Origin of the sequence: Micrococcus sp. KRD128 (assembly GCF_017168395.1) — a bacterium.
In the GTDB taxonomy this organism is placed as follows: Bacteria; Actinomycetota; Actinomycetes; order Actinomycetales; family Micrococcaceae; genus Micrococcus; species Micrococcus luteus.
This window is the reverse complement of the sequence record NZ_JABFAX010000004.1, coordinates 21,760-44,219: the sequence shown is the minus strand read 5'-3', so window position 1 is coordinate 44,219 and position 22,460 is coordinate 21,760. Positions and strand designations below refer to the sequence as shown.

General features: G+C 74.4%; 19 protein-coding genes. 11 read left to right on the top strand and 8 right to left on the bottom strand.

The genetic code is table 11. The features are described 5' to 3' along the window. Window positions 1-4: 4 nt before the first annotated feature. Together J1M44_RS01880 and J1M44_RS01875 are read right to left on the bottom strand one after the other, a co-directional pair. Window positions 5-376 (bottom strand): hypothetical protein, encoded by a 372-nt coding sequence (locus J1M44_RS01880; RefSeq protein ID WP_206480455.1) that lies wholly within the window; start codon window positions 374-376, stop codon window positions 5-7. Next, complete coding sequence (locus J1M44_RS01875) at window positions 373-840, bottom strand: DUF3099 domain-containing protein (protein WP_036383362.1); 468 nt, start codon at window positions 838-840, stop codon at window positions 373-375. Before J1M44_RS01875 ends, J1M44_RS01880 begins: the two co-directional genes overlap by 4 nt. Window positions 841-1,011: 171 nt before the next feature. Between J1M44_RS01875 and J1M44_RS01870 the strand changes: the two genes are divergently transcribed. Both J1M44_RS01870 and J1M44_RS01865 read left to right on the top strand, forming a co-directional pair. Beyond that, a complete protein-coding gene (locus J1M44_RS01870; protein WP_041103838.1) occupies window positions 1,012-1,758 on the top strand; it encodes a beta-ketoacyl-ACP reductase in 747 nt (248 codons plus the stop codon). 37 nt (window positions 1,759-1,795) lie between these two features. After that, window positions 1,796-2,554, top strand: coding sequence for an SDR family oxidoreductase (locus J1M44_RS01865; protein WP_060974144.1), 759 nt, complete (start codon window positions 1,796-1,798; stop codon window positions 2,552-2,554). Between the two features lie 73 nt (window positions 2,555-2,627). Here J1M44_RS01865 and serB read toward each other — a convergent pair whose 3' ends face one another. After that, window positions 2,628-3,464, bottom strand: a complete 837-nt coding sequence (gene serB / locus J1M44_RS01860; protein ID WP_206480454.1) for a phosphoserine phosphatase SerB — start codon at window positions 3,462-3,464, stop codon at window positions 2,628-2,630. 86 nt (window positions 3,465-3,550) lie between these two features. Here serB and J1M44_RS01855 point away from each other — a divergent pair, with 86 nt between their 5' ends. The 5 genes from J1M44_RS01855 to J1M44_RS01835 all read left to right on the top strand — a co-directional run bounded on the left by J1M44_RS01855 (window position 3,551) and on the right by J1M44_RS01835 (window position 7,581). Then, complete coding sequence (locus tag J1M44_RS01855) at window positions 3,551-4,375, top strand: ABC transporter ATP-binding protein (protein ID WP_206480453.1); 825 nt, start codon at window positions 3,551-3,553, stop codon at window positions 4,373-4,375. Beyond that, complete coding sequence (locus J1M44_RS01850) at window positions 4,372-5,217, top strand: TSUP family transporter (RefSeq protein ID WP_206480452.1); 846 nt, start codon at window positions 4,372-4,374, stop codon at window positions 5,215-5,217. The genes J1M44_RS01855 and J1M44_RS01850 overlap by 4 nt, the downstream gene beginning before the upstream one ends. After that, window positions 5,210-6,052 (top strand): TrmH family RNA methyltransferase, encoded by an 843-nt coding sequence (locus J1M44_RS01845; RefSeq protein WP_206480451.1) that lies wholly within the window; start codon window positions 5,210-5,212, stop codon window positions 6,050-6,052. Before J1M44_RS01850 ends, J1M44_RS01845 begins: the two co-directional genes overlap by 8 nt. Before the next feature lie 109 nt (window positions 6,053-6,161). Further along, window positions 6,162-6,419, top strand: coding sequence for a type B 50S ribosomal protein L31 (locus J1M44_RS01840; protein ID WP_144824029.1), 258 nt, complete (start codon window positions 6,162-6,164; stop codon window positions 6,417-6,419). A gap of 103 nt (window positions 6,420-6,522) precedes the next feature. Beyond that, window positions 6,523-7,581, top strand: coding sequence for a lipoate--protein ligase family protein (locus J1M44_RS01835; RefSeq protein WP_206480450.1), 1,059 nt, complete (start codon window positions 6,523-6,525; stop codon window positions 7,579-7,581). Between the two features lie 81 nt (window positions 7,582-7,662). Here J1M44_RS01835 and pepN read toward each other — a convergent pair whose 3' ends face one another. Beyond that, window positions 7,663-10,311 (bottom strand): aminopeptidase N, encoded by a 2,649-nt coding sequence (pepN, locus tag J1M44_RS01830; protein WP_206480449.1) that lies wholly within the window; start codon window positions 10,309-10,311, stop codon window positions 7,663-7,665. 103 nt (window positions 10,312-10,414) lie between these two features. After that, window positions 10,415-11,659, bottom strand: coding sequence for a glucose-1-phosphate adenylyltransferase (gene glgC / locus J1M44_RS01825; protein ID WP_002855045.1), 1,245 nt, complete (start codon window positions 11,657-11,659; stop codon window positions 10,415-10,417). Window positions 11,660-11,772: 113 nt separating this feature from the next. On the opposite strand from glgC, the gene glgA reads away from it, so the two are divergent. Continuing rightward, the gene (glgA, locus tag J1M44_RS01820; protein ID WP_145031666.1) at window positions 11,773-12,969 is read left to right on the top strand and encodes a glycogen synthase; all 1,197 of its coding nucleotides are present in this window, start codon (window positions 11,773-11,775) and stop codon (window positions 12,967-12,969) included. A 75-nt stretch (window positions 12,970-13,044) separates the two neighbouring features. Here glgA and J1M44_RS01815 read toward each other — a convergent pair whose 3' ends face one another. Together J1M44_RS01815 and J1M44_RS01810 are read right to left on the bottom strand one after the other, a co-directional pair. Next, window positions 13,045-15,168, bottom strand: a complete 2,124-nt coding sequence (locus J1M44_RS01815; RefSeq protein ID WP_145031663.1) for an acyl-CoA dehydrogenase family protein — start codon at window positions 15,166-15,168, stop codon at window positions 13,045-13,047. Next, the gene (locus J1M44_RS01810) at window positions 15,165-15,878 is read right to left on the bottom strand and encodes a TetR family transcriptional regulator (RefSeq protein WP_206480448.1); all 714 of its coding nucleotides are present in this window, start codon (window positions 15,876-15,878) and stop codon (window positions 15,165-15,167) included. Before J1M44_RS01810 ends, J1M44_RS01815 begins: the two co-directional genes overlap by 4 nt. Window positions 15,879-15,998: 120 nt before the next feature. Here J1M44_RS01810 and J1M44_RS01805 point away from each other — a divergent pair, with 120 nt between their 5' ends. From J1M44_RS01805 to J1M44_RS01795, 3 genes are read left to right on the top strand one after another with little or no spacing between them, the layout of a single operon-like run. Then, window positions 15,999-17,342, top strand: coding sequence for an acetyl-CoA C-acetyltransferase (locus J1M44_RS01805; protein WP_002855050.1), 1,344 nt, complete (start codon window positions 15,999-16,001; stop codon window positions 17,340-17,342). 32 nt (window positions 17,343-17,374) lie between these two features. After that, window positions 17,375-18,724, top strand: coding sequence for a 3-oxoacyl-ACP reductase (locus J1M44_RS01800; RefSeq protein ID WP_144824021.1), 1,350 nt, complete (start codon window positions 17,375-17,377; stop codon window positions 18,722-18,724). Between the two features lie 2 nt (window positions 18,725-18,726). Beyond that, the gene (locus J1M44_RS01795) at window positions 18,727-19,620 is read left to right on the top strand and encodes a MaoC family dehydratase (protein ID WP_036336859.1); all 894 of its coding nucleotides are present in this window, start codon (window positions 18,727-18,729) and stop codon (window positions 19,618-19,620) included. A gap of 64 nt (window positions 19,621-19,684) precedes the next feature. On the opposite strand, the gene malQ is transcribed toward J1M44_RS01795, so the two are convergent. After that, on the bottom strand, window positions 19,685-22,460 hold a 2,776-nt coding region (malQ, locus tag J1M44_RS01790; protein WP_206480447.1), incomplete at its 5' end, for a 4-alpha-glucanotransferase.

The following is a 22,460-nucleotide window of genomic DNA, read 5'->3' as shown; positions in this document are numbered from 1 at the left end:
GTGCTCATGGGCGCGGGGGCTCCTGCGGGGTCTCGGGCGTGTCGACCTCGGGCGCCTGCGTGGCGGCCGGGTCGAGCGGGCGGGAGCGCCGCAGGAAGCCGCGGGCGCTCAGGAAGTCGTCCAGGAAGGGCCGATGGTCCGCGCAGGCCAGCCAGGTCTTCACGCGGTCCGGGGCGTGGACGCGCGGGTTGTTCCACTCCAGGGCCCAGGCGGCCTCCGCGGCGCAGCCGCGACGCGAGCAGACCGGCCGCTCGGGCCCGTCCGCGGCGGCGTGCGGGGATCGGGCAGTGGAGGCACCGGCGGCGGGGTCGAGGCGGCCGGACGCCAGGGCGCCCAGCAGGTCCATGCCCGGCTCACCCGGGACCGCGCCGATCACGCGGCGCCCCGTCCGGGCAGGCCGGGACCGCCGGCGGACGAGGACCCTCGGCCCAGCGCCCGGGGCGCACGGTCGCGCGGGTCGTCCACGAGGTCGCCGGTGAGCACGACCGGCTCGGGCGCCGCCGTGTCGTCGGGGCGGGGGGCCAGGGCCGGTCCCTGGGCGGGCACGGCGCGCAGGGTGCCGGCCTGCTGCGGGCCGGTGTTGTTCACGCGCACGACGGCGACGTAGGGCAGCACGACCGCGCCGAGGATGAACCCGAGCTGCCACCAGCCGTGGGTGAAGAGCGCGGCGACGAAGCAGGCGGTGCGGAGCAGCATCTGGACCAGGTAGACCTTCATGCGCGCCTCCCGGTCCGCGCTGCGGCCGGCGGCGGCGGTGGTGACCCCCTGGACCTCCGGTGTCGTCCCGCGCCCGGCGCGGGCGGGACGGCCGGCTCGGGAGCCGGCGGCGGAGCTGGTCATGGCGCATCCTCCTGGCACGTCGCGCCCTGCGGAGGGCCCCCGCGCGGCCGCGGACGTAGAGTGGTGGTTCACATGCCGGCGCGCCCGCCCTCGGCGGCGTCCCGCAGGACGGCGTCGACGGCGCCGCGCCGGTGCTCCAGTCTAGTCCCGTCCCGTCCGGAAGGTGTTCCCATGGCCGATCAGACCACCACGCCCGCAGCGGACGCGCAGGCCGCCGGCCGCAGCGTCCTCGTCACGGGGGGCAATCGCGGCATCGGCCTGGCCATCGCCCGGGCGTTCGCCGCGAACGGCGACCGGGTGGCCATCACCTCCCGCTCGGGGGAGGGGCCGGAGGGGGTCCTCGCGGTCCGGGCCGACGTGACGGACGCGGCCTCCGTGGACGCGGCCTTCCGCGAGGTCGAGCAGGCCCACGGCCCGGTCGAGGTGCTCGTGGCCAACGCCGGCATCACCCACGACCAGCTGCTGCTGCGCATGTCCGAGGACGACTTCACCTCGGTGATCGACACGAACCTCACCGGCGCCTTCCGCGTGGTGCAGCGCGCCACCAAGGGCATGATGCGCCTGAAGCGCGGCCGCATCGTCCTGGTCTCCTCCGTGGTGGGCCTGCTCGGCTCGCCCGGCCAGGTCAACTACGCCGCCTCCAAGTCCGGCCTCGTCGGGATGGCCCGCTCGATCACGCGCGAGCTCGGCGCGCGCGGCGTGACCGCGAACGTCGTGGCCCCCGGCTACATCGACACCGAGATGACGCAGTCCCTCGACGACGAGCTCAAGGCCCAGTACAAGACGTCCATCCCGGCCGGCCGCTTCGCCGCCCCGGAGGAGGTGGCCGGCGTCGTGCGCTGGCTGGCCTCGGACGAGGCCGCGTACATCTCCGGGGCCGTGATCCCCGTGGACGGCGGCCTGGGCATGGGCCACTGACGACCACCGACCGCTGAGCAGACAGGAAGCACAGAACATGACCGAGCAGGACCTGGCCGGACGCGGCGTCGTCGTCACCGGCTCCTCCCGCGGCATCGGAGCCGCCACCGCCGAGCTGCTGGCCGCCCGCGGCGCGGGCGTCGTGGTGAACTACCGCCAGAAGGCGCCGCGCGCGAACAAGGTGGTGCAGAGGATCGAGGACGCCGGCGGCCGCGCCGTGGCCGTGGGCGGCGACGTGACCGTCGCCGAGGATCGGGCCGCGCTGCTGGACGCCGCCGTGGAGCACTTCGGCTCACTCGACGTGCTCGTGCTCAACGCCTCGGGCGGCATGGAGTCCCAGTTCGGCGAGGACTACGCCCTGAAGCTCAACCGTGACGCCCAGGCCGCGCTGGCCGACGCCGCGCTCGAGCGCATGGGTGCCGGCGGGCAGATCGTGTTCGTGACCTCCCACCAGGCGCACTTCATCGACGAGGTCGCCACGATGGACTCCTACGAGCCCGTGGCCCGCTCCAAGCGCGCCGGCGAGGACGCCCTGCGCGAGCGCATCCCCGCGTTCACCGAGAAGGGCGTGGGCTTCGTGGTGGTCTCCGGCGACATGATCGAGGGCACCATCACCGCCACCCTGCTCGACCGCGCCGAGCCAGGTGCCATCGAGGCCCGCCGCGAGGCCGCCGGCAAGCTCTACACCGTGGAGGAGTTCGCCGCCGAGATCGCCTCCCTCGTGGGCCGCGAGGGCCTCGAGGTCGGCCACACCGAGCTCGTGGGCGGCGCCGAAGACTTCCTCGGGCAGGACTGAACCCCACCACACCCCAGACGACGAGGGCCGGATCCGTGGGATCCGGCCCTCGTGACCTCCGGGAGCGGATGCCTCAGAGACCGAGGAGCCACCGCAGGGGGGTGAAGGAGGGCACGTCGACGACGACGTCCGCGTGCTCCCGGAGGATCGGCTTCGCGCACAGCGCCACGCCGCAGCCGGCCGCCTCGAGCAGGTCGATGTCGTTGGCGCCGTCGCCCACGCCGACGGCCTGCTCGGGGGTGAGCCCCGCGTCCTCGGCCCAGGCGCGCAGCATGGCGGCCTTCGCCGCGCGGTCCACGACGTCGCCCAGCACCTTCCCCGTCAAGTGCCCGTCCTGCACCTCGAGCTCGTTGGCGCAGTAGGCGTGCACGCTCCACGCCTCGGCCAGCGGGGCGAGCACCTGGGTGAAGCCGCCGGAGACCGCGCACACCCGGCCGCCGGCCGCGGTGACGGTCTCGATCAGCGCGAGGGCTCCGTCGGTGGGCCGGATGGCCCGCACCACGTCCGCCACGACGCCCACGGGCAGCCCCGCGAGCGCCTCGACGCGCGCGTGCAGCGAGGCGGCGAAGTCGAGCTCACCGCGCATCGCCCGCTCCGTCACCTCGGCGACCTCGGCCTCGCGGCCGGCGTGGGCGGCGAGCAGCTCGATGACCTCCTGCCGGATCAGCGTGGAGTCCACGTCTGTCACCACGAGGGGCGCCGGTGCGGCGGCGACCGTCGCCGGCAGCGTGAGCACGTCCCACCCGGAGCCCGGCTCCGGGGCCGCCGCCCACTCGTCCGCGGCGAAGCGCCAGCCCAGCAGGCCGTCGTCGATGAGCCGCTCGGCGCCGTCGGGCACGCCGACCGGGGGCGCGTCCGTGACGAGGAGGGCGGGGTCGGCGGTGACGACGAGGCGGCGCAGGGTGCTCATGCGCGGCATCCTAGGCGGGGGTGCGGGCGCGGCCGGGCGTGCGTCGCATCGGCGACGCGCCCGCTCACCGGACTAGGCTGGCCCCCATGACCACCCCCGCGCCTCCCGACGACTGGTTCCTCCCGGATGAGGACGCCGTGCTGCAGATGCGCCGCGTGCGCGTGCGCCGCGGCACGACCGACATCCTCGGCCCCCTGGACTGGACGGTCCGCGCGGGGCAGCGGTGGATCGTGATGGGCCCGAACGGCGCCGGCAAGTCGACGCTGCTCCAGCTGGCCGCGGCCCGCCTGCACCCGACCGCCGGCGACGTCGGCGTGCTGGACGAGGTGCTCGGCGCCGTCGACGTGTTCGAGCTGCGCCCGCGCATCGGCCTGTCCTCCGCGCAGCTCGCCGCCCAGGTGCCCGCGAACGAGACCGTGCAGGACGCCGTCGTCACCGCCGCCTACGGGATCACCGGCACGTGGCGCGAGCGGTACGAGACGGAGGATCGCGCCCGCGCGCTCGGCCTCGTGGCGACCTGGGGGCTCTCCCGCCTCGCCCACCGCGCGTTCGGCACCCTCTCCGACGGTGAGCGCAAGCGCGTGCTCATCGCCCGCGCCCTGATGACCGACCCCGAGCTGCTCCTGCTGGACGAGCCCGCCGCGGGCCTGGACCTCGCCGGGCGGGAGGACCTCGTGCGCCAGCTGACGGCGCTCGCCACGGACGAGGACGCGCCCGCGCTGGTCCTCGTCACGCACCACCTCGAGGAGGTGCCCCCGGGCTTCACGCATGCGCTGCTGCTGCGGGACGGCGGCGCCGTGGCGGCCGGGCCCATCGAGTCGACGCTCACCGAGGAGCACCTCTCCGCGGCGTTCGGCACGGACCTGAAGGTGACCCGCACCGGCGGTCGGTACACCGCCGTGGCCCGGTGACGGGGCTGCTGACCGTGCAGCTGCTGGGCATGGACCTGTGGCAGGTCCTGCTCGTGCTGCTCGCGGGGTTCTGGGCCGGCACGATCAACTCGGTGATCGGCTCGGGCACGCTCGTCACCTTCCCCACGCTCGTGGCAGTCGGCTTCCCGCCCGTGACGGCGCAGGTCTCCAACGCGATGGGCCTGGTGGCCTCGGGCTTCTCCGGCACGTACGGGTACCGCCGCGAGCTGGCCCAGTCCCGGGTGCTCCTGCCGAAGCTGACCGTCGCGTCGCTGCTCGGCGGGGTCATCGGCGCCGCCCTGCTCACCTCGCTGCCCCCGGCCGTGTTCGGCTACGTCGCGCCGGTGCTGCTCGTGGTGGCCCTGACGGTCGTCGTGCTGCAGCCGCGCATCCAGCGGTGGGTCCGGCATCGGGCGGAGCACCAGGGGCCGACCCCCGGCGCGGACTCTCCCGTGCCGGTGGGCCCCGTGACCCCGACGCTGTGGACGCTCGTGTTCCTGACCGGCATCTACGGCGGCTACTTCGTGGCCGCCCAGGGCGTCATGCTCATGGCGATCTTCGGCGTGCTGCTGGTGGGCGGCACCCTCGTGCACGCCAACGCGGTGAAGACGTGGCTGTCGCTGGTGGTCAACCTCACCGCCGCCGCGTTCTACCTGGTCTTCGCCTTCGACCGCATCGACTGGCGGGCCGTCCTGTTGATCGCGCTCTCCTCGCTCGTGGGCGGGCTCGTGGGCGCGCGGATCGGGCGGCGCATCTCGCCCACGGCGCTGCGCGTCACCATCGTGATCGTGGGCCTGGCCGGGCTGGTGGCCATGGTGATGCGGCAGGTCTCGGGTGGGTGAGGGCGGGACCCGCGAGGTGCGCCTGGAGCGGATCGAGGACCTCGCCGACCCCCGCCTGGCCCCCTACACGACCATGACGGACGCGGCCCTGCGCCGTCGCGTCGACGCGGAGCACGGCGTCTTCCTCGCCGAGTCCTCCCAGGTGGTCCGCCGCGCACTGGACGCCGGACACACCCCGCGCTCCTTCCTGCTGGGGAACCGCTACCGCGCGTCCTTCGCGGACGTGCTCGCCGCCCATCCGGACGTCCCGGTGTTCACCGGACCCGACGACGTGCTCGAGGCCCTCACCGGGTTCCACCTGCACCGCGGCGCCCTGGCCGCGATGGACCGCCCCGCACCCCGGCCGCTCGCCGACGTCCTCGCGGGCGCCCGGCGCGTGCTCATCGCCGAGGACGTCGTGGACCACACGAACCTGGGCGCCGTGGTGCGCTCCGCCGTCGCCCTCGGCTGGGACGCGCTGCTGCTCACCCCGCAGGCCGCCGACCCGCTGTACCGGCGCGCCATCCGCGTCTCGATGGGCACGGTGTTCCGCCTGCCGTGGGCGCGCCTGCCCGGTCCGGTCGCCGCGTCGCTGCCCGCGCTGCGGGCGGCCGGGTTCGCGGTGGCCGCCCTCGAGGTGACGGATCGCGCCGTGGGCCTGAACTCGCCGGAGATCGAGCCGCTGCGGACCGCCGAGCGCCTGGCCCTCGTCCTGGGGCAGGAGGGGCCGGGGGTCCGGCCCGAGACCCTCGCCCAGACCGACGCCGACATCGTCATCCCCATGCCCGACGGCGTCGACTCGCTGAACGTGGCCGCGGCCGCGGCGGTCGCGCTGTGGGAGCTGCGCGCGCGCTGACCGGCCCGGGTGCGGTAGAGTGGGCGGCTGGCCCGCCGTCCGGCGGACCCCCTGACCACACCTCTCGCGCCCCTGGTCCCAATCAGGTGGCTGACACGAAGGATGCACCATGAAGTCTGAGATCCACCCGGATTACCGCTACGTCATCTTCAACGACCTCGCCTCCGGTGAGAAGATCCTCACCCGCACCACCGCGAACTCCGAGAAGACCGCGGAGTGGAGCGATGGCAACACCTACCCGGTGATCGACGTCGAGATCTCGGCCGCCTCGCACCCGTTCTACACGGGCAAGCAGCGCATCATGGACACCGCCGGCCGCGTCGAGCGCTTCAACGCCCGCTTCAAGGGCTTCGGCGGCAAGAAGTGACCGCGGCGGCCTGAGCCGCACGCACAGCACGACGACGGGCCCCGCGCCCCCGGAGGGATCCGGGCGGTGCGGGGCCCGTCGCGTCGCCCGTAGGCTGACGGGCATGACGACTCTCCACGGTGAATACAAGGTGATCGGCGGCAAGCTGGTCGCGGCGGACCTGAGCCTCGCGGACGGACGGATCGCGACCGCCAGCATCAACGGCGACTTCTTCCTCGAGCCGGACGAGGCGCTCGACGACCTCAACGCGGCGGTGACCGGACTGTCCTCGGACGCCGAGCACCGCGTCATCCGGGAGGCCGTCGAGCGGGGTCTGCGACCCGAGGCCGAGCTGTTCGGCGTGGACGCCTTCGCGGTCGCCTCGGCCGTGCGTCGCGCCCTCGGCAAGGCGACCACGTGGGAGGACCACGAGTGGGAGGTCATCGGGCCGGAGCCGATGCCGATCGCGCTGACCGTGGCCCTGGACGAGGTGCTCACCCGACAGGTGGCCGAGGGACGTCGCAAGCCGACCATGCGTCTGTGGCAGTGGAACGAGCCGGCCGTGGTGATCGGCGCCTTCCAGTCGCTGGCCAACGAGGTGGACCCCGAGGGGGCGCGGCGGCACGGCATCAACGTGGTGCGGCGGATCTCCGGCGGCGGCGCGATGTTCATGGAGGCGGACAACTGCGTCACGTACTCGCTGCACGTGCCGTCGTCGCTGGTCGACGGGCTGGAGACGGCGGAGACCTACCCGTTCCTGGACGAGTGGACCATGGACGCGCTCTCCCGGCTCGGCGTGCACGCGTTCTACCAGCCGCTCAACGACATCGCCACGGACCAGGGGAAGATCGGCGGCGCCGCGCAGAAGCGGGTGGGCACGGCCGGGCTCCTGCACCACGTGACGATGAGCTACGACATCGACGCGGACAAGATGATGGAGGTGCTGCGCATCGGCCGGGAGAAGCTGCGCGGCAAGGGGGTGGCCTCGGCGAAGAAGCGGGTGGACCCGCTCCGCCGCCAGACCGGCGTCTCCCGCGCGGAGATCTGGGAGACCATGATGACCACCTTCGAGGAGCGCTACGGCGCCCGCCGCGTCGAGCTGGACGAGGCCACCCGCGAGGAGGCCGAGCAGCTGGCCCGCACCAAGTTCACGACCCCGGAGTGGACGGCGCGGGTGCCCTGAGCCACCGTGGTCACGACACGCCGTCTGTCCCGCAGGGACGCGGCGTGTCGTGACCACGGTGGGCTGGACCGGGCCGGCGGCTCAGCCCGCCGGCTGCACCGCCTGCACGCGCAGGGACCGCCGCAGGGCGTCCGTGTGCTCCACGACCAGGCGCCGCAGTGCCCCCGGGGCGTCGGGGTGCTCGTCCAGCCAGTGCTGGGCCGCGGCCAGCGTCGGGTGCGACTCCTGCGCGTCCGCGTCGCCGGCCACCGCGTCCTGGCGGCCCGGGAACAGCCCGCCGATCGCGCGCGAGGCCAGCCCGTTGGACCGTGAGGCCCACACCGAGGTCAGGCGCGGCCAGAAGCCGGACTCATAGGGGGCGAGGAGCTCGACCTCGCCCGCGGCGAAGCCGGCCGCCGTGGCCGAGAGCAGGTCGTTGGACAGCTCCGTGCCGGTGGCCGTGCGACCGGACATGACCGCCTCCCACGCCGCGGCCTTGACCTCGGCCTCGGGGCGGGCGGCCGTGGCGAGGCGATGCCACGTGACCGTCTGGTCGGTGCGGCCGGCCTCGAGCTCCGCGTCCAGGCGGTCCTGGTCGGCCCGGCCGGTCGCGGCGAGGGCCTGGAGCACGAGCCAGCGCAGCTCCGCGTCGATCGCCAGGCCCGGCGCCGACGTCGCCGCGTCCTCGCCGAGCAGGGCGGCCTCGAGGGCCGAGGCCATCCCGACGTCGGCCCGCGCCAGCGTCGCCCACGTGCGGGCCGCGGTGCGCTGGCGGTCGGAGCCGGCCTCGAGCGTCCGGGTCTGTTCGGCCAGCACCTCGCCCACCAGGGTGCGCAGAGTGTCCCGGTCCTCGGCGCGGGCGTACTGGCCCACGGCCGCGGCGGCCTGCGCCAGCACCTGCGCGTGCACGCCCACGGTCGCGATCCGCGCGGACAGCGTCGCGACCGCGTCCAGGAACCGGGCGACCGGCAGCTCGCCGTCGCGGGTCATCGACCACAGGGCGGCCCACACGGTGGCCTCCGCGAGCGGGTCCGCGATGGGGTGCGTCAGGGCCGCGCGCAGCGAGTCCGCGTCGAGCGCGACGGCGGCGTAGGTGAGGTCCTCGTCGTTGGGCAGCACGAGGCGGACGCCCCCGGGGACCTCGAGGTCCGGCAGGGGCACGGCGGCGCCCTCCGCCCCGCCCGGCACGTCGGCGGTGACCTGGGCGGTGCGGTGCAGGACGCCGTCCTGCCCGGGCGTGAACACGCCGACCTTCAGCACGTGCGGGCGGAGGATCGACCCGCCCGTGACCGGGTCCGTGCCCTCCTGGTGCAGCGCCGGGGTGTCGCCGTCGACGTCGACCCGCAGCCGGGGCACGCCGGAGGTGTGCAGCCACGCGTCCGCCCACGCGCGCATGTCCCGCCCGGAGGCGGCCTCGAGCACGGCCATGAAGTCGGCGAGGGAGGCGTTGCCCCACGCGTGGGCGGCGAAGTAGCGGTGCGCGGCGTCGAGGAACGCGTCACGGCCCACGTAGGCGGCCAGCTGCTTGAGCACGGAGGCGCCCTTGGCGTAGGTGATGCCGTCGAAGTTCTGACGGGCGGCCTCGAGGTCGACGATGTCCGCGACGATGGGGTGCGTCGTCGGCATCTGGTCCTGCACGTACGCCCAGGCCTTGCGGCGGGACGCGAAGGTCACCCACGCGGTCCGGAAGTCGGTGGCCTCGTCCACGCCGAGGGCGCCCATGTAGTCCGCGAACGACTCCTTGAGCCACAGGTCGTCCCACCAGTGCATCGTCACGAGGTCGCCGAACCACATGTGCGCCATCTCGTGCAGGATCACGTTGGCCCGGCCCTCGTACTGGACCGCGGTGGCCCGCGAGGTGAACACGAAGTCCTCGGTGAAGGTCACGAGGCCCGGGTTCTCCATGGCGCCGAGGTTGTACTCGGGCACGAACGCCTGGTCGTACTTGCCCCACGGATAGGCGACGCCGAAGAGGTCGTGGAAGAACGTCAGCCCCCGCTTCGTCACGTCGAACACGGCCTCGGGGTCGAACGCGTCGGCCATCGTGCGCCGGGTGAACAGCCGCAGCGGCACGGCCTGCGCACCGCCGGCCGGGTGACCGTCCCAGGCGTCCTCCCACTGCGCATAGGGACCGGCGAGCAGCGTCGTGATGTAGGTGGACTGGGGGAGCGTCGGGGCGAACTCCACTCGGACGACACCGTCCCCGGCCGGCGTCCGGGACACCTCCGGCCGGTTCGAGGCCAGCACCCAGTCCTCGGGTCCGGTGAGGGAGAAGGTGAAGGCGGCCTTGAGGTCCGGCTGCTCGAAGTCCGGGAACACGCGGCGCGCGTCGGCGGGCTCGTACTGGGTGTAGAGGTAGACCTCGCCGTCGGCGGGGTCCGTGAAGCGGTGCAGGCCCTCGCCCGACCGGGAGTACACGGACCGGCCGACCAGCTCGACCACGTTCTGCGCCGCCAGGTCTGGCAGCAGCACCCGGGCCTCGCCCACGACCTCGGCCACGTCCAGCGCCGTGCCGTTGAGGGTCACCGACTCCACACCCCCGTGGATCCAGTCCAGGTGGGTCTGCGCGCCCGGCTCGGCGCACGCGAAGCGGATCACGGTGCGGACCGGATAGGTGTCGGTCGCGGCGTCCCGGGCGTCGGAGAGGTCCACGTCCACGACGTAGTCCTGCACCGTGAGCAGGCGGGAGCGGTCTGCGGCCTCAGCGCGGGTGACGTTGGTGGCGTCGAGGTCGGGGGTGGTGTCGGTCAAGGCGAGCCTCCGGTCGTGGATCCAGCGGGGACGGCGACGCGCGGACACACCGGGGCGTGCCCGCGCGTCGGCGGTGGTCCGGGACCGGCGGCCCGGGGCCGCGTCAGTGCGGCTTCGGGACGGGCTGGCCCTTGGAGAGCACCGTCAGGCCGGATTCTGTCACGGTGTAGCCGTTCGCCTCGTCCTCCGCCCGGTCGAAGCCGATGCGCGCGCCCGGGGGCACGACCACGTTCTTGTCCAGGATCGCGTTGCGCACGTGGGCCCCCTCGCCGATCACCACGGAGTCCAGCAGCACCGACTGCTCCACCCACGCCTCGTTCTGCACGCGCACGTCCGTGGAGAGCACGGACTGGGCCACGGTGCCGCCGGAGATGACCACGCCCTGGGAGAGGATCGAGTCGTTCGCCGAGCCGGGGCGGCGGGTGGACGAGCGCACGAGCTTGGCCGGCGGGGAGACGGACTGGCGGGTGTAGAGCGGCCACTCCCGGTTGTAGAGGTTGAACTCCGGCCACGGCTGCACCAGGTCCATGTGCGCGTCGTAGTAGGAGTCCAGGGTGCCGACGTCCCGCCAGTAGTGCTTGCCGGCCGTGCCCCCGGGCACCTCGTTGGCGGTGAAGTCGTACACCCCGGCCTCACCGCGCTCCACGAACAGCGGGATGATGTCCCCACCCATGTCGTTGTTCGACTCCGGGTTCTCCTCGTCCTGGTTCAGCGCCGCCACGAGGGCGTCCGTGTCGAACACGTAGTTGCCCATCGAGGCCAGGAACTGCGTGGGGTCGTCCGGCAGGCCGGGGGTCGTCTCCGGCTTCTCCACGAACGCCGAGATCCGCGTCCTGTCCTGCGGGTCCGTCTCGATCACCCCGAACGAGGAGGCCAGCTCGAGCGGCTGGCGCACCGCGGCCACGGTCGCCTTGGCGCCCGAGGCGATGTGCTGGTCCACCATCTGTTGGAAGTCCATGTGGTAGACGTGGTCCGCGCCGATGACGACGACGATGTCCGGCCGTGCGTCGTGGATCAGGTTCATGGACTGGTAGATCGCGTTCGCGCTGCCCGTGAACCAGTCCTTGCCCCGGCGCTGCTGCGCCGGCACGGAGGCCACGTAGTTGTTCAGGAGCGTGGACATCCGCCACGTCTCGGAGATGTGGCGGTCCAGCGAGTGCGACTTGTACTGCGTCAGCACGACGATCTCGCGGTACCGGCTGTTGACCAGGTTGGACAGCGCGAAGTCGATGAGGCGGTACGTGCCGCCGAACGGGACGGCCGGCTTGGCACGGTCGGCCGTCAGCGGCATCAGGCGCTTGCCCTCACCGCCCGCCAGCACGACCGAGAGGACCTTCTTCTGCACCATCTGCGTCACTCCTCGTGAGCCGGGTCGTCGCGACCCGCACGCGTGCTCGGGGCGTGCGGGGCATCCGTGCCGCCAGACTATCGACCCCCGCCGGGCTGAACTAGGTTGGGGGCGTGCGCATCGACATCGTGAGCAAAGAGTTCCCCCCGTCCATCTACGGCGGTGCCGGCGTCCACGTCGCCGAGCTGACCCGCGTCCTCGCCTCCCGCGCCGACGTCCGCGTGCACGCCTTCGGCGAGCCGCGTGACCCGGACTACCACGGGGCCCGCGTCCTGACGTACCCGAACCCGCCCGGGTTCGACGCCGCCAACGGGGCCGTGCAGACCCTGGCCACAGACCTCACGATCCTCGGCGACCTCGAGGGCGCCGACGTCATCCACTCCCACACCTGGTACGCCAACCTGGCCGGCCACCTCGGCAAGCTCCTGCACGAGGCCCCCCACGTCCTCTCCGCGCACTCCCTCGAGCCGCTGCGCCCCTGGAAGGCGGAGCAGCTCGGCGGCGGCTACGCCCTGTCCAGCTGGGCCGAGCGCACGGCGTACCTCGGGGCGGACGCGGTCATCGCGGTCTCGGACGGCATGCGTCGGGACATCCTGGCCTGCTACCCGGACGTGGACCCGGCGAAGGTGCACACGGTCCACAACGGCATCGACACGCAGGTCTGGACCCCGCAGACCGGCACCGCCGCACTGGAGAAGTACGGAATCGACCCGGACAAGCCCTCCGTCGCGTTCGTCGGCCGCATCACGCGCCAGAAGGGCGTGCCCCACCTGCTCCGTGCGGCCCTGCGGCTGCCGGAGGACGTCCAGCTCGTGCTGTGCGTGGGCGCCCCGGACACCGCGGAGCTGGCGCACGAGGTCAACGGACTGATCGCCGAGCTGCGGCGCACCCGCCAAGGCGTCGTCGTGATCGAGGGGATGATCCCGCGCCACGAGGTGATGGAGATCCTCACGGCCGCCACCGTGTTCGCCTGCCCCTCGGTCTACGAGCCGCTGGGCATCGTCAACCTCGAGGCGATGGCGTGCGGCACCGCCGTCGTCGCCTCCGCCGTGGGCGGCATCCCGGAGGTCGTGCAGGACGGCGAGACCGGCCTGCTCGTGCCCTTCGAGCAGGTCGACGACGGCACGGGGGCGCCCGTGGACGAGGAGGGGTTCGCCGCCGACTTCGCGGCCGCGCTCACCCGCGTCGTGGAGGACCCGGAGCGCGCCCGCGCGATGGGTGAGGCCGGCCGGGCACGCGCGATCGAGCACTTCTCGTGGGAGACCATCGCGGAGCGCACGATCGAGGTCTACGAGGCCGTGCTGCGCTGAGCCCGCCCGACCACGCACACGGGCCCCCGCCACCGCGAGGTGACGGGGGCCCGGTGCGTCCGGGGACGGCCGCGGTCAGCCGCGGCGACCCCGCGCCGCCTTCTCGCGGGCGCGCACGGCCTTCTCGTCCTCCGGCTCCTCGCCGGCGGCCCGGCGGGCCGTGAACCAGGCGTGGGCCTCCTCCTGGCGCTGGGTCTCGGCGTCCGTGGCCACTGCCATGCGCAGGTGCTCGGGCTCGAGGCCGAACGCCTCGACGAGCTCGAGGGCGAAGGGGCGCAGCCGCTCGGCGAGCCGGTTGACGTAGCCGCGCAGGGCCCGGGCGCGCTGGCTCGAGACGCGGCCGTGGGCCACGAACCAGCCGAGGTCGTCCTCGATGAGGCGCAGCGCGAAGAGGTCGCGCAGCCACGTCAGGACAGTCTTCGTGGTCTCATCCGTGATGCCCTCCAGGGCGCGGGTGAAGGCCTCCCACTGCAGCAGCTCGCCGTGGTTGCGGGCGGCCTCGATGAGCTCGTGCTGGCGCGTGTTGAACGCCTCCGCCTGGGCCGCCTGGCCCTTGCCCCGGGCCCCCGAGAGGGTGCCGGCGACGTCGGCGGTCTTGGCGCGGACGCGCTCGGTGAGCAGCTCATGCTGCACGGCGGGGTCCTTGAACCAGTTCGCGGAGCGGCGCTCGGACCCGCCGTCGGCCACGGACTGGACGACCTTGTGCAGGCCCGCACGGTGGATGGCGTCCGAGGCCTGATGGACCACGTAGCGGGAGACGGCGCCCACGTTGAGACGTCCGAACTCCTTCGAGTAGTCGGTCAGCAGACGCTTGCCCACCAGCTGCAGGAGCACCGTGTTGTCGCCCTCGAACGTGACGTACACGTCCAGGTCGGCGCGCATCTGGGCCACCCGGTTCTCGGCGAGGAACCCGGCGCCGCCGCACGCCTCGCGGGCCTCCTGCAGGGTGTCCAGGGCGTGCCACGTGGTCAGCGGCTTCACGGCCGCGGCGAGCGTCTCGAGCTCCTGCCGGTCCACGTCCGTGTCGGAGCGGCCGGAGAAGACGTCGTCGAACTTCTCGACGAGCTCGTTGGAGGCGAAGGCGTCCGCGTAGGCGCGGGCCAGGCGGTCGATGAGGCGGCGCTGGTGGTTCTGGTAGTCCAGCAGCACCTCCTCCCGCTGCGGGTCGGAGGCGTTGAACTGGCGGCGCTGCTCCGCGTAGGCCAGCGCACCGTGCAGGCCAAGGAAGGAGGCCGTGGTGGCGGCGAGGGACAGGGAGACGCGGCCCTGGACGAGCGTGCCGAGCATCGTGAAGAAACGACGCCCGGGGGAGGCGATGGGCGAGGAGTAGGTCCCGTCCTCGGCCACGTCGCCGTAGCGGTTGAGGAGGTTGGTGCGCGGGATGCGGACCTGGGTGAAGTGCAGGCGGCCGTTGTCGATGCCGTTCAGTCCGCCCTTGAGGCCGTCGTCCTCGCCGCCCACGCCGGGCAGGAAGGCACCCTTCTCGTCTCGGATGGGGACGTAGAAGCAGTGCACGCCGTGGTTGACGCCCCGGGTGATCAGCTGCGCGAAGACCGTGGCCGCCCTGCCGTGCAGCGCGGCGTTGCCGAGGTAGTCCTTCCAGGCGCCCTTGAACGGGGTGTGGATGACGAACTCCTGGGTCGCCTCGTCGTACGTGGCGGTCGTGGCGATCGAGGCGACGTCCGAGCCGTGCCCGATCTCGGTCATGGCGAAGGCGCCCGGGACGCTGAGGTCCATCGCACCCGGCAGCCACCGGCGGTGGTGCTCCGCGGTGCCCAGGTGCAGGATCGCGGAGCTGAACAGGCCCCACTGCACACCGGCCTTGATCTGCAGGGAGGGGTCGGCGAGCACGAGGTCGCCGAAGGCGGAGAGGTTGCCGCCGTGGTTGTCCTCGCCGCCGAACTCGCGCGGGAAGGCGCGGTGGACCGCGTTGCGCTCCACGAGGACGCCCAGCTGCCGCAGGACGCGGGCGCGGTGCTCGTCCATGCCGAGCATCGGGTCGCGCCACAGGGCGGGGTCCTTGGCGAGTTCGCGGGATTCGCGGCGCTCCGCGGCCCAGCGGCCGAGGAGGGCCTCCTCGAGGGCCGCGGCGTCGAGGGAGCCGGGCGTCGGACGCTCGGGGGCGATCTCGGCGATGTCGGAGGGGACCTCGGTGCTGGGCGTCGGGGACTGGGGGGCGAGCTTCTCGTGGACGGTCATGACGATGCTCCTGTTCGTGAGTGGGGGCGGACGCGGTCGGCGTCCGCCGCCGCGGGGTCGAGGGAGGCGCCGGGCGCGGCGCCGAGGAGGCCGGTGAGCAGCCAGTCGGCGATGGCGCGGGCCATCGCCTCGACCGGGATGCGCCCGGCGGCCGGGGTCCGCAGCCAGGTCTCGGCGGCGGCCCGGACGAGGCCGACGGCGGCGCGCGGCCACAGGGCGAGCGGGTCCGCCGGCGCCGGGGCGTGGCCCCGCGCGGCCATCCCGCGTACCAGGCCCGACTCGAGCACGGCGTAGACGCGCTCGAGGAACGGGCCCAGCACAGGGGCCTCGGCCGTGGCGGGGGACGGGGCGACGGCGAACGCGTACACCTCGGGTGAGGTCGCCGCGACCGTGAGGTACACCTCGACCATGCGACGCAGCGCCTCGGGCTCGGAGACCGGTTCGTCCGCCACCTCGAGCAGGCGTCGCTCCATGTGGGCGGTGACCCGCTCGGACACCGCCAGGCGCAGGCCCTCGCGGTCGCCGAAGTAGCGGTAGTAGACGGTCTTGGAGGTGCCCGCGTGGGACGCGATCTCCTCCATCGAGGCGTGTGCGCCCAGGGCGTGCACGGCCGACCGGGCGGCCCGGACCAGTTCCAGACGGCGCTCGGCGCGGTGGCGGTCCCAGCGGACGCTGCGACCGTCCCGAACGGTGGACGTGACGGGATTCACGAAACCGAGCGTATCAGGTACTGTGGGTCACAGTCACCCATCCCGACGACGTCCGTATCGTCCGGGGTGGAAACGCCCCCCCGCCGCGTCGGCGGCGGGCCCGCCGTCGAGAGGACCGTCATGACCCACCACGAGACCCCCGCGTCCGAGACCGCCTCCCGCCCCGCCGTCGCCGGCGGAGCGCTGCGCCCCGCCGTCATCCTGGGCGGCAACCGCATCCCCTTCGCCCGCGCCAACACCGCCTACGCCGAGGTCGGGAACCAGGAGATGCTCACGGCCACGCTCGACGGCCTCGTCGCGCGGTTCGGGCTCCAGGGCGAGCGCCTCGGCCAGGTCACCGCCGGCGCCGTCCTCAAGCACCCGCGCAACTTCAACCTCACCCGCGAGGCCGTCCTGGGCTCCGCGCTCTCCGCCGCGACCCCGGCTGCCGACGTCCAGGTGGCCTGCGCCACCGGCATGGAGGCTCTGGGCACCCTGGCCAACAAGATCCGGCTCGGCCAGCTCGACTCCGCCATCGGCGGCGGCGTGGACTCGATCTCGGACGCACCCGTCTCGCTCTCCGACGGTGCGCGCCGCGTGCTGCTGCAGCTCAACACCGCCAAGACCACGAAGGACCGCCTGCGCGCCCTCGCCCAGCTGCGCCCCGGGCAGCTCGTGCCGGAGCCGGCCGGCGCAGGCGAGCCGCGCACCGGCATGTCCATGGGCGAGCACCAGGCCCTGACCACCCACAAGTGGGGCATCACCCGCCAGGCCCAGGACGAGCTCGCCGCGGCCTCCCACCGGAACCTCGGCGCCGCCTACGCCGCCGGGTACATGGACGATCTGGTGACCCCGTTCCACGGCCTGGCCCGCGACAACAACCTCCGCCCCGACTCCACGCCGGAGAAGCTGGCCGGCCTGAAGCCCGCGTTCGGCCGCCAGCTGGGGGACGAGGCGACCATGACGGCCGGCAACTCCACCCCGCTCACCGACGGCGCCTCCGCGGTGCTGCTCTCCTCCGAGGAGTGGGCCGCCGAGCGCGGACTGCCCGTGCTCGCCGAGTTCGTGGACATGGAGAACGCCGCCGTGGACTTCGTCGACGGGCACGAGGGCCTGCTCATGGCCCCCGCCTACGCCGTCCCGCGCCTGCTGGCCCGGCACGGGCTCACCCTCGACGACCTCGACTTCGTGGAGATCCACGAGGCGTTCGCCGGCACCGTCCTGTCCACCCTCGCCGCCTGGGAGGACGAGGAGTACTGCCGCGAGCGCCTCGGGCTGCCGGGTGCGCTGGGCTCGGTGGACCGCGCCCGGCTCAACGTGCACGGCTCCTCGTTGGCGGCCGGTCACCCCTTCGCCGCCACCGGCGGCCGCATCGTCGCCCTGCTGGCCAAGATGCTGCATGAGAAGGGGGAGGGCTCCCTCGGCCTGATCTCCGTCTGTGCTGCCGGCGGCCAGGGCATCGTCGCCCTGCTCCGCGGCCGCTGAGCCCTGACCGACCCGACCCGAGAGGACCGACCATGACCGACCGTTACGGCACCTTCGTCGCCTCGCCCCTGGGCCGCCGCCTCACCGGCGCCCTGGGCCTGCCTCAGCCCGTCGAGCTGCGCCGGCACACCCCCGGCGACCCCGTGCTGCCCGGCTCCGTGCTCGTCCTGGGCGCGACCCCCGCAGCCGCGGACGCCCGCACCCTCTTGGCCTCGTGGGGCCTCGAGGTCGCCGACGTCCCCCGTGAGGGCGCCCGCCACGCGGCGATCGTCGCGTGCTTCGACGGGGTCGCCACGCCCGCAGACCTCGGCGCGGTGGCGCTGGAGATCGGCGGCGCGCTGCGCTCGCTGGGCTCCTCCTCGCGCGTGGTGACGGTGTTCGAGGACCCCGAGGCCGCCACGGACCCGACCCTGCGCGCCGCCCGCCAGGGCGTGACGGGCCTGACCCGCTCCATCGCGCACGAGATGCGCCGCGGCGGCACGGCCAACGGCCTGGTCCTGGGCGAGGGCGTGCCGCTCACCGCCCCCGGTGCGGCCGGCGCGCTGGCGTTCCTGCTCTCCGGTCGCGCGGCGTACGTCTCCGGCCAGTTCGTGCCCGTCTCCACCGCCGACGGCGCGGTCCCCGCCGACGTGGCGCGCCCGCTGGCCGGCAAGGTCGCCGTGGTCACGGGCGCCGCCCGCGGCATCGGCGCCGCCATCGTGCGGACGCTCGCCCGCGACGGGGCCGCCGTCGTCGGCGTGGACGTCCCGGCGGCGGGCGAGGCGCTGGCCGAGGTCGTGAACGAGGTGGGCGGCACGGCGCTCGCCCTGGACATCACGGCGCCGGACGCGGGCGCGCGCATCCTCGAGCACTGCCGCACCCGGCACGGCCGGATGGACGTGGTGGTGCACAACGCCGGGATCACCCGGGACCGGATGCTGGCCAACATGGACGCCGCGCGCTGGGACTCCGTCCTCGCTGTGAACACCACGGCCCAGCTGGCCATGAACGAGGCGTTCCTCGCCGAGGACGCCCGGGACGTGGCGGGCCACGGGCTGCGCATCGTGGGCCTGGCCTCCATCTCCGGCATCGCGGGCAACCGCGGCCAGACGAACTACGCGGCATCCAAGGCCGGGGTGATCGGCCTGACCGCGGCCTCCGCACCGGTCCTCGCGGCCCGTGGGGGCACGATCAACGCGGTGGCCCCGGGCTTCATCGAGACCGAGATGACCGCGAAGATCCCGCTCGCCACGCGCGAGGTGGGCCGGAGGCTCAACTCGCTCCAGCAGGGCGGCCTGCCGCAGGACGTGGCCGAGACGGTGGCCTGGCTCGCCTCGGACGCCGCAGGCGGCACCAACGGGGCCACGCTGCGGGTCTGCGGCCAGTCGAAGCTGGGGGCGTGAGGATGCAGACCACGCAGCTGTCCGCCCCGCCCTCCCTCGCCCGGCTCTACGCCCGGGCCGCCAGGCAGGCCGCCACGGACGCCGTCGTCCGTCGGCGCCGTCCCCGCGAGCTCCCGGACCGTCAGGTGGTCGTGACCGGCCACCGCATCCCGGCCGAGGCCGTGTCCGCGTGGCGCGGGGCCGTCGGGTCCGCGGATCCGGCGGACCTGCCCTCGGTCCTGGTGCACACCCAGGTGTTCGGTGCGGCGATGGAGCTGATGGCCGACCCCGAGTTCCCACTGCCCCTGCCCGGACTGGTGCACCTGAGCAACACCGTCCTGCACCACCGGCCCGTCGCGGCGGAGACCCCGCTGCGCGTCACCGCGCGTGCCGTGGGCCTCGTCCCGCACCACGCAGGCACCGCCGTGGACGTCGTCGTGACCGTCGAGGGGCCCGGCGACGACGGCGAGGAGGCACTGCTGTGGGAGGGCGTCTCCCGGTACCTCGCCAAGGGCGTCCACCTCTCCGGCCTGCGTCCCGAGCGGCCCGCCCGCGAGGACTTCGTGCCCCCGACGCCGACCGCCCAGTGGCGCTTCGGGACGGGGGCCGGACGCCGGTACGCGGGCGTCTCCGGAGACTGGAACCCGATCCACCTGACGGGCGTCTCGGCCCGACTGTTCGGCATGAAGGGCGCGATCGCCCACGGGATGTTCCTGGCCGCCCGGATGCTCGAGGGCCGTGAGCCGGCCGGCGCCGGGTTCCGCTGGCACATCGACTTCGAGGCACCCGTCGTGCTGCCGACCACCGTGGCCGTCCGCTACGCGCCCGGGCCCGACGGCGGCACGCGCGTGTGGGGCTGGGATGCGCGGCGCCGGCGCCCGCACTTCTCCGGGGAGATCACTCCGCTCGAGCCCTGACGGCCGGGCCGACGCGTCGGCCCGCCGGGACCACCCGTCCCGGCGGGCCGGTGAGCGCGGCGGCTCAGGCGTCCGGCGTGGGCGACCGCCGCGGCACGGCGGCGACGGCCTCGAGCAGCCCGTCCGCGTAGGCCTCCCACGAGTGACCGGCGGCGTGACGCACGGCGCCGGGCCCCAACGCGGCCCAGGCGTCACGATCCGCCAGGATCTCGGCCAGGGCATCGGCCCACGCCTCAGGGGTGCCCGCCGTCACGTGGCGGCCGGACACGCCGTCGAGGACCGCGTAGACCAGTCCGCCGACCCGGTGCGCCAGCACGGGCGTGCCACAGGCCTGTGCCTCGAGGGCGACCAGGCCGTAGGTCTCCGACGCGCTCGGCATCGCCACCACGTCCGCCGCCCGGAACTGGGCGGCCAGGGCGGGCGCGGGCACCGGCCCGGAGAACGTCACCAGGTCGGCGACCCCCTCCTGCGCGGCCAGGCTCGCCAGGTCCAGCTCGTCGCCCCCCGAGGCGGCCCCGTTCACGTGCAGGCGCACACCCGGGTCGGCGCCCGTGCCACCGGCCCGCTCGCGCAGCACACCGAGGGCGGCCACGAGCAGGTGCGGGCCCTTGTGCCGCTGCACGCGGCCGGCGAACAGAACCCGCAGGGCTCCGTTGTCGTCCGGTGCGCCCGGCCACTGCGCGACACCGTCCGGCGTGAACGTCTCGAGGTCGGCCGCGGGGGGCAGCACCCGGGTGCGGGCGCGGGGCACGTCCAGCAGCTCGCGCAGGTCGGCGACCTCGGCGGCGGAGTTGACCACGAGCAGGTCGGCTCGCCCGACGATCTCACGCTCGGCCTCGATCCGGGCGGCCGGCTCGCGCAGCTCGGGGTCCTCGAGCATCTTCGCCGCCGCCGTGGTGTGCATGGTCTGCAGGTACGGGGCGTGCGCCGCCCGCGCCAGGGCCGCGGCGGTGGACCCGGAGAGCCAGTAGTGGCCGTGCACGAACGCGACCGGGGGGGCCTCCGCTCCACCGAGGACGGGACCGCCCGGCACGGCGTCCGAGGCGAGCCAGTCGAGGGCCGCGCGGGTGAACTCGTCGCGGAGGCCCGCCAGATCCGCCTTGGCCACGGGAGCGGACGGCCCGGCCGCGAGGTCGACCACCGTGACCGGCGGGGCCTGCCCGCCGGCGTCCAGCATCCGGACCCGTGCGCCGTCCGGCCCCACCGGCTCCTCCGCCCGGGTCAGCAGGATCATCCGCACGCCCCGGCGGGCCAGGGCCACGGCGGCCTGCCGCACGTAGACGTTCATGCCGCCGGCGTCGCCGCGGCCGGGCTGGGCCAGCGGGGAGGTGTGCAGGCTGACCCCGATCCCCACCGGCACGGACGCCCGCAGTTCGGCGTCCACGGCGTCGAACAGCCGGGCCGCCGACGCCGAGTCCGCCAGGTCCTCGACGGAGACCATCCGTCCGGCGCCGTCGCCGAGCGGCACGGTCCAGTTCGGGTACTGGTCCTGGAGAGTGCCGGGCTGGTTCTGGATGCGCCGCTCGCCCACAGCGTCCACGAGCGCCACGCTGTGCAGGGCCGAGGGCGCCTGCGCGAGCAGGCGGTGCAGGGCCACGATCTGGCGTTCGCGCACCTCGGGGCCGGCGTCGGGGACGTCCACGTCCGCCTCGGCGAGCAGCCCGCGCCGGGCCGCGGCGGCGAGGAACGCGCGCACCTCCTCCGCCGACCGGCGGCGTTCCTGGGCGACGTCCACGGTGTAGAGGCCCAGCCGTTCGCGCAGGTCCACCTGGACGCCCTCGAGGTAGCCGGCCGTGGGCGGCAGGTCGTGCGTGTTCACCGCCGCCATGGCCAGCCGCCGGTAGCGCTCCGGCGGGGTGGGCTCGCCGTCCTCCTGCTCGAACCAGAGGATCGACGTGCCGAGCACGCCGGCCTCGGCCAGGCGACGCTGCACCCACGGCTCGAACGTGCCGAGGTCCTCGCCCACCACGACGACGCCGGCCCGCTCGGCCTCGAGCGTGAGCACGGCGAGCATCGCCTCGTGGTCGTACTCGACGTATGCGCCCTGGGTGGCGCCGGCGCCCTCCGGGATCCACCACAGGCGGAACAGCCCCAGGACGTGGTCCATCCGGATGCCGCCCGCGCCGCGCAGCACGGTGCGCAGCATGTCCCGGAACGCGGCGTAGCCGGTCTCGGCCAGACGGCGCGGATGCCAGGGGTGCTGCGACCAGTCCTGGCCCAGCTGGTTGAACAGCTCCGGCGGCGCGCCGACGGACATGGTCGGCACCAGCACGTCCCCGAGCATCCACGCGTCCGCGGTCTCGCGGGTGGCCCCCACCGCCAGATCCACCATGACGCCCATGCGCATGCCGGCCGCCCGGGCCCGCTCCTGCACGCCGGCGAGCTGCTCGGCGGCGATCCACTGCACCCAGCGGTGCAGGTCGACGTCGGTCGCACGTTCGACGCGGACCCGCTCGGCCTCGACCCCGCCCGGCGCCCAGGCCGGGTCGGCGAGATCGGGGCCGGTGCCGTCGCCGTCCAGCCGCAGGACGGACCAGAGGGCGAAGTCGTCCAGGCCCGGTCCGGCCTCGGCGCGGAACCGCGCGTAGGCGGCCTCCCGCTCGGGGGAGCGGGGCACCTCGTGCACGCGGCGCAGCGCAGGCCACAGGACGGCGGCGACGGCGGCCCGGTCGATCCGGCCGGTGCGCTGCAGCTCCGCCTGGACGCGGGCGCCGGCCGACCGCAGCTCCGCCTGCTCCGTGGCGGGCAGGTCGGCGAACTCGGGGATCGAGGGCACGTGCACGACCAGCGCCGAGAGGAACCGACGGGAGACGGGGGAGTAGGGGGAGTCCGCCGGGTGG

Excerpts from the sequence above, each read along its gene's own strand:
- serB (WP_206480454.1), bottom strand. The coding sequence starts at position 3,464 with ATGAGCACCCTGCGCCGCCTCGTCGTCACCGCCGACCCCGCCCTCCTC.
- J1M44_RS01815 (WP_145031663.1), bottom strand. The coding sequence starts at position 15,168 with ATGACCGTCCACGAGAAGCTCGCCCCCCAGTCCCCGACGCCCAGCACC.
- J1M44_RS01835 (WP_206480450.1), top strand. The coding sequence starts at position 6,523 with ATGACGACTCTCCACGGTGAATACAAGGTGATCGGCGGCAAGCTGGTC.
- J1M44_RS01875 (WP_036383362.1), bottom strand. The coding sequence starts at position 840 with ATGACCAGCTCCGCCGCCGGCTCCCGAGCCGGCCGTCCCGCCCGCGCC.
- J1M44_RS01870 (WP_041103838.1), top strand. The coding sequence starts at position 1,012 with ATGGCCGATCAGACCACCACGCCCGCAGCGGACGCGCAGGCCGCCGGC.
- glgC (WP_002855045.1), bottom strand. The coding sequence starts at position 11,659 with ATGGTGCAGAAGAAGGTCCTCTCGGTCGTGCTGGCGGGCGGTGAGGGC.
- J1M44_RS01800 (WP_144824021.1), top strand. The coding sequence starts at position 17,375 with ATGACCGACCGTTACGGCACCTTCGTCGCCTCGCCCCTGGGCCGCCGC.
- J1M44_RS01855 (WP_206480453.1), top strand. The coding sequence starts at position 3,551 with ATGACCACCCCCGCGCCTCCCGACGACTGGTTCCTCCCGGATGAGGAC.
- J1M44_RS01805 (WP_002855050.1), top strand. The coding sequence starts at position 15,999 with ATGACCCACCACGAGACCCCCGCGTCCGAGACCGCCTCCCGCCCCGCC.
- J1M44_RS01840 (WP_144824029.1), top strand. The coding sequence starts at position 6,162 with ATGAAGTCTGAGATCCACCCGGATTACCGCTACGTCATCTTCAACGAC.
- J1M44_RS01865 (WP_060974144.1), top strand. The coding sequence starts at position 1,796 with ATGACCGAGCAGGACCTGGCCGGACGCGGCGTCGTCGTCACCGGCTCC.
- J1M44_RS01795 (WP_036336859.1), top strand. The coding sequence starts at position 18,727 with ATGCAGACCACGCAGCTGTCCGCCCCGCCCTCCCTCGCCCGGCTCTAC.